We start from the raw sequence: 6,091 nt of genomic DNA, 5'->3' as shown, positions 1-6,091 counted from the left end.
CCGCACCTAAGGCTTTTAGCTCAATAGCCAGGGCTTTATTGTGATATTCGATAGCCTTGTCATACTCTTGCTTAGAGCTATAGATGCTGCCGATATGGCTGTAGGTCCAACCTACATCCGGATGCTCCGTACCTAAGGCTTTAAGTCGGATAGCCAGGGCTTTATTGTGATATTCCATAGCCTTGTCATACTCTTGCTTAGAGCTATGGGTGCTGCCGATATGGCTGTAGGTCCAACCTACAGCCGGATGCTCCGCACCTAAGGCTTTTAGCTCAATAGCCAGGGCTTTATTATGATATTCGATAGCCTTGTCATACTCTTGCTTAGAGTTATATAAACAACCTATATTAACGTAAGTGACTGCAATTCTTGGATGCTCAGCGCCATGGACTTTCAATGAGATACTTAGATCTTTGTTATAATAATCCAGAGCCTTATCATACTCTTTCTTAAGATCATAAACTAGACCGAAGTCATTATAAGATGAAGCTACCTCTGTATGCTCAGAGCCAAATATTTTAATTTTGAGTTCTAATGCTTCTTTATGATATTCAAGGGCCTTGTCTGGCTCGTTTTTCATATAGTAAACACGACCTATATTACTATACAACTCACTTCTCAATGTATCTTGCAATAAATTCTCTTTAATTGTAAGAAATATTTTAAGAGCCTCTTCTATTTGGTATAAGTTTTCCAAAATGTATCCTTTTAGAATAACATAATTTGGGCTATTAATATCATGTTCAATAGCTTCTTCAATTTGTTTGAGGGCTTTGTTGTACTGGAAATGGTTATTACTATTCTGAGCTTGCAGGTAAGCAGCCTGAGCTATCTCCCTTTTTTCCTGCTGTATTTTTGCTTTACGTTTCTGCTTAAACTCTTCCAATAGCTGTTGATATCCCTCATTGTCTAGCTGTTTTAACATTTCTTCTGCTTTATTCAGTACAGTTGCATATTCAGTATTTTGATATTGAGCCTGGATCCGAGAAAGCTCTACTTTAAGCTGATTATTCTCAAGCACATATTTTTCTAAGCCTTGGTTGTAAGTTTCAATGCTAATGAACCCATCTTGGGAGATATGACGAGCTATCTCTATAAGTAGCTTGTTCTGACTTTTTACAATATGCTCTATTTGCTTTGTTGTTCTTCCTTGCTGGTTTAACCCTTGTTCTAGTTGATCAAGTTGCTTAGTTATAGAAGGCATATTCCGGAGGTAACTCAACAGCTTATGAGCTTCTTGATCTTTTGTCAGATCATAAGTCACTACCTTTCCTGCCTGGATGATCTTTACTATGTTATTATTGCTATCCTTAAAGTTTACCTTAGCTTGGTTACCAGAAGGCTTCCTATCCTTCTCGTCTTGTGCCATAGCACTAGCAAAGCTTAACAAGCCAAGTAGTATTATTATGAACGTTCTCATGCCCCTTCTTTTTTAGGTTTGAGCTTTTCCCTCAGTTAAAATTCCACCGTTCCAATATTTAATTGCGATATTAGTACACTCAATACTATGTCATCAACCTTAAAACATTCTATAAAAGAGCCTCTTTCTTCTGCATCGGGTGCATTAGCCTTATTAGTAAGAGGCTAATGCTTTTAATCTGCTTTGACTTTTTGTTCTTTGACATCTACTACTCCCTTATTAGATCCATTGGTGCCTTCTTGGGTTATAGAAACATCATATTTGCTTCCTTCTACTGTTAGATCAATCTCATTCAGCGGATTATCGGAGCATGAGAATGTTAGAAATGCAGGTATTAGATAAATAAGTGCTTTGTCATCGTCAGGGAGTGCAAGAGATGAAAGAATGGATTCTAATAAAGAAAGGTTAGCGAATGCAGTTTTATCTACTCCACCAAGATCCTAATGTTACAAAGCTGTATACTGTATGCTTCTTTCTGCTACAGTATAAATGTATGAAGAAGAGATAGTTACGTGATGCTGTTGTAGCTATTTTTTATCTAACGGTTATTCAATTTCTTCTTTTAAAACAAATAGTTGCACTATGCATTTGATAATCAATATATTGTATCAATTTTGTGGCCTCAGCTTCGGGAGCCCTTAGTATTAAGCACTTACATCCGATAGCGGTGTAAGTGCTTTTTTATTTACACGCAGGTTTGCACGTGCTCCTCATCTCTACTTATCCAACAGCTCAATAAGGTTTGCAGGATTAGTCCGAAAAGTTGGGGGTGGGAAAAAAGTAGTTGTTTTGCGATGAATCACTATTGACTGCATGACAAGAGTCTTATCAAACCATAGCCTCTCCGCTGTAGGTGATATCATAAGTACCAGAGGAATAAGCAGACATTTATAAAAATTGGATTCAGGAGGTGCCTTCACCTTACCAGGTAAAACGCACCTCCTAAACCCAGAATATACCATCAACCCACCTTCGGTTCAGGCGCATTGGCTGCTATCAGTTTCTCCTTTTTCAGCTCTGCCCAGAATGCCTTCGGAATAACGGTTTTCATAGACGCTACGTTGGCCGCTGCCTGTTGCCCGCTGCTGGCTCCCGGAATAACAGCTGTGACGATGGAGGGAGCTGCACAAAACTGCAGAGCAGCGGTGCGCAAATCTACATTATGATTTTTGGCGATTTCAGTAAGCTTTTTGCGTTTGGCCAGGTGCTTCTCCGGAATGTTGTTGCTGTAGTTGTAACGGTCTTTCCCTGCCAGAAAGCCTGAGTTGAGTGGAGCACCTGATATAATTGTCACATTCTTTTTCTCGCAGGCCGGGAACAGCCGGTTCAGGGCGTCTTCGTGCTCTATCAGGGAGTACTGGGTGGCAGAAAGCATAATGTTCGGGTCGGCCACTTCCATCGCTTTTAAGATTGGATCTATTCGGTTCACACCCATTCCCCAGGCTTTAATGATGCCTTCCTCCCGCATGCGCGTCAGTTCGGGCATGGCACCTTTCCGGGCCTGCTCAAAGTACTTCGTCCACTTGTCTCCCATATCGCCATTATCGGGCGACAGGTCGTGAATGAACACGATATCGATGCTGGAGAGGCCCAGGCGCTGTAAGCTGTCTTCTACTGATTTGCGCACGCCATCGGCTGAATAATCGTACTTGAACTTAAAGTTGAGTTTTCCTTTCCAGATGTCGTTTGGGTTACTCTTGAAGTTGGGGTCTGGCTCAAACACACGGCCTATTTTGGTGGAAAGAATATAGTCTTCCCTGTTTTTGCCATAAAGGAAAAGCCCCATCCTGCGTTCGCTCAGCCCGTAGCCGTAGAAAGGAGAAGTATCGAAATAGCGCACGCCGCCGTTCCAGGTAGCTTCCATCGCATTTTCGATCTCCTCGTTGCTGTTAATATGAAACGCATTGCCTGCTGCTACGCCGCCAAGACCGAAATTGGCAGGAAGTCTATAGCCTGCCAGGGCTTTTTCATATCCGGGATTGTATTCTGAAGGGGTACTACTGCTCCCCTGCTCAGTGCCAATGGCCGAGGCCAGGTTAGGGGCGAAGGTGGCGGCGGCGGTTGTGATGGCAGCCTTAGACATAAAATTTCGTCGTGATAGCATGGTTGTCATGTTGTGATGGTGGGTGTACAGATGATGAACAGATGATCAGGGATTGATCTTTTTATCTTTTAGCGTCTGAAACGCGCTCAGCATATAGTCAATGCTGTCGGTATGCATTTCGTGGAAACCAAAGCGCCGGGCTTTGTTCACATCAAAAAAGGCATCGTACTCGGTGTTGAAGATAAAGTCGCCAAAGCCCCATTGCACCAGCTGGTTGAGGGAGTAAGGCGCCAGATTATATTTCTTCACCATCTCGTTCCACAGCGGTTCTTTGTCAGCCATGTACTCCTGCATCGAAAACGTTTGTGGCTCGTCAATCTCCACCCCGAAAAAGTCACCAAACTTTTTCCAGGCCTGCTCCCAGCGGAATACATCACCGTTGGTGATATTGAATATTTCGTTTCGGGTGTTTTCACTGATGGCCGCCCACTCCATGCTTCTGGATAGTACGTCCACGCCGGTTACATTCACCACCACCTTGTATGCTTTTGGAGTTCCTGGAAAACGCATGGCTACGCCCAACTCTTTACACATGCTGGCATAGGCGGCAATCAGATTAGAAAGGTTCATGGGGTTCCCGATGGTAAACCCGATCACAATGTCGGGGCGCAAGGCAGTCCAGTTCCACTTTTTGCCCTGTGAGGCCTGGCGAAGGAAGTCTTCCTGACTGTAGTAAAAGTTAGGAGGAAAGCTGCGCAGGGCGGTTTCCTTAGCCGGCGTTTTGTAAATGCCCAGGCGTGCACCGTATGCTTTTCCGCCCTGGATGAAAGTAATATGTTCAAAGCCCGGGGCTAACTTTTCGATACCGTTTACGAGGTTTTCTATTAGGGCAAGGTTGGTGCTGGTTTGTTCTGCCAGGTTATGCTTCTCTACATACGAGCCAAAGAACACGTGCGTTACCGACTTCAGCTCTTCAGCTTTGGCTTCTACCGCAACGGGATCAGTCAGGTCCAGTGCCACAAACTTTGCAGAACTTTCATAATGCAGGTTTGAACGGGAGGTAATAATGACATCCCAGTTGTCAGTCTGTGTAAGGTACTGGGCCAGGTTACTGCCAATAATACCGTTGCCTCCGGTAACTAATGCTGTTTTTTTGCTGCTCATGCGGCTGTCTGTTGTAGTTTACAATCCTGAAATAGGTTCTGCTTCTCCGACCATAGCCACTCGTTTGGCTAAACCTTTCTTTTGTAACTGGTAGTAGGTAAAGTAGTTTTTAGAAAAGGAGCTTGTAGCTGTTAAAAAGCTTCTCCTCAGAAAGCTGTTGCGGAATTTATCGGTTGGGTTGTGTTGGTGAATAAGTTGTTTGGAATCATCCACCTTTTGTAAGCGGTTCTGCAGCACCAAAGGCACCATGGAGAACAGCTTGCCCCATATCAGCGCCAATAGTAATTACCTACTATTATCTCCCTTACTAACATCCACTCTCCGCAAGTAGATTTTAAGACATCCTCCCTTAAAATTTTTGTTTTTCAAGACTTTTACTTTTCCCGGTAAGCACCTTGACCTGGAGTAAGTACCCATGTACCCCAAAGTAGTACCTGATCACTACCTGTTCCTGAGAGGCATTGAGTTTTGCCTGTACCTATAATCTATGATAAAGAAGATAATCCTATTCGTTGCCATTGCTACTTACCTGGGAGACGGTATAGTACCTGTAACGGCCTATGCGGCAGAAGGACCTACTATCAATAATAAGACCCTACGGATAGAGCACGATGAGCAGGCGGGTACTATATCGGTTTTTCGGGCCGGGGAGAAGGTACCTATCCTGACCCAGAATGCTAGAGAGGATACCCGCCCCTACATTCACCCTATTGTGGCGCCTGATGGAAAAGGCGTGCTGACCGAATACCGGCCCAAGCACCACCTGCACCAGACCGGACTCTACTGGGGCCTGAAACTTGTCAATGGGCGCGACTATTTTATGAACTGGCAGGGCGACTACTGGCGCCGCGTGTCGGCTACGGTACTCCGAAAAAAGGGTGAGGAGGTGAGGTGGCAAACCGTCTATGACCTGATCGATGAAAAAGGTACTACGATCCTGACCGAAACCCAGAACTGGTCCATGCAGGAGCATGACGGGAAGTACCTGCTGGACCTGGAATGGAAGGGGAAAGCCCACATAGATATTAACCTGGGTAAGTTCTACGTCGGTGGCCTGTTTATAAGGATGCCCTGGAAACCGGGAAACAAGGGCGAGGTAGTCAATGCGGTGGGGCAGAAAGACAAGGAAGCGGAGGGCCAACGCGCCATCTGGGCGGATGTAGGCATTCAGGTAGAGGGACGTGATGATCTGGCCCACATCGCCATGTTTGATCACCCCGATAATCGTGCTTTCCCTACTCCCTGGCGGGTAGATAATGAACTGGGCGTGGGACCTTCTGTACAGATCCTGGGCGACTGGAAGATCCAGAAAGGACAAACTGAGACCATCCGCTACCGGCTGATTGCCTACACCGGAGACCTCAAAGATGCCGGATTGACCCAACAATGGAAGGAGTTTGTCCGGGCTTACTAAGGCAGGCGCCTTTCCGTGTAGTTTAATTTTTCTCTGACTGATTACTGAC

General features: G+C 45.1%; 5 protein-coding genes. 1 reads left to right on the top strand and 4 read right to left on the bottom strand.

Annotated features, from left to right (window positions below):
• The 4 genes from JTN23_RS22790 to JTN23_RS22775 all read right to left on the bottom strand — a co-directional run.
• Positions 1–1,369 (bottom strand): tetratricopeptide repeat protein (locus tag JTN23_RS22790; RefSeq protein ID WP_247237384.1); only part of this gene is annotated, 1,369 nt, incomplete at its 3' end.
• Between the two features lie 1,012 nt (positions 1,370–2,381).
• A complete protein-coding gene (locus JTN23_RS22785; RefSeq protein ID WP_247237383.1) occupies positions 2,382–3,524 on the bottom strand; it encodes an aldo/keto reductase in 1,143 nt (380 codons plus the stop codon).
• A 45-nt stretch (positions 3,525–3,569) separates the two neighbouring features.
• On the bottom strand, positions 3,570–4,628 hold the full coding sequence (locus JTN23_RS22780; RefSeq protein ID WP_247237382.1) for an SDR family oxidoreductase: 1,059 nt from the start codon (positions 4,626–4,628) through the stop codon (positions 3,570–3,572).
• A gap of 18 nt (positions 4,629–4,646) precedes the next feature.
• On the bottom strand, positions 4,647–4,907 hold the full coding sequence (locus JTN23_RS22775; protein ID WP_247237381.1) for a hypothetical protein: 261 nt from the start codon (positions 4,905–4,907) through the stop codon (positions 4,647–4,649).
• A 208-nt stretch (positions 4,908–5,115) separates the two neighbouring features.
• On the opposite strand from JTN23_RS22775, the gene JTN23_RS22770 reads away from it, so the two are divergent.
• On the top strand, positions 5,116–6,042 hold the full coding sequence (locus tag JTN23_RS22770; RefSeq protein WP_247237380.1) for a DUF6807 family protein: 927 nt from the start codon (positions 5,116–5,118) through the stop codon (positions 6,040–6,042).
• Positions 6,043–6,091: the final 49 nt, after the last annotated feature.

It is taken from the genome of Telluribacter roseus, assembly GCF_017355915.2.
Taxonomy (GTDB): domain Bacteria; phylum Bacteroidota; class Bacteroidia; order Cytophagales; family Spirosomataceae; genus Telluribacter.
The sequence above is the reverse complement of the archived record's forward strand: the minus strand, read 5'-3'. Positions and strand labels throughout refer to the sequence as shown.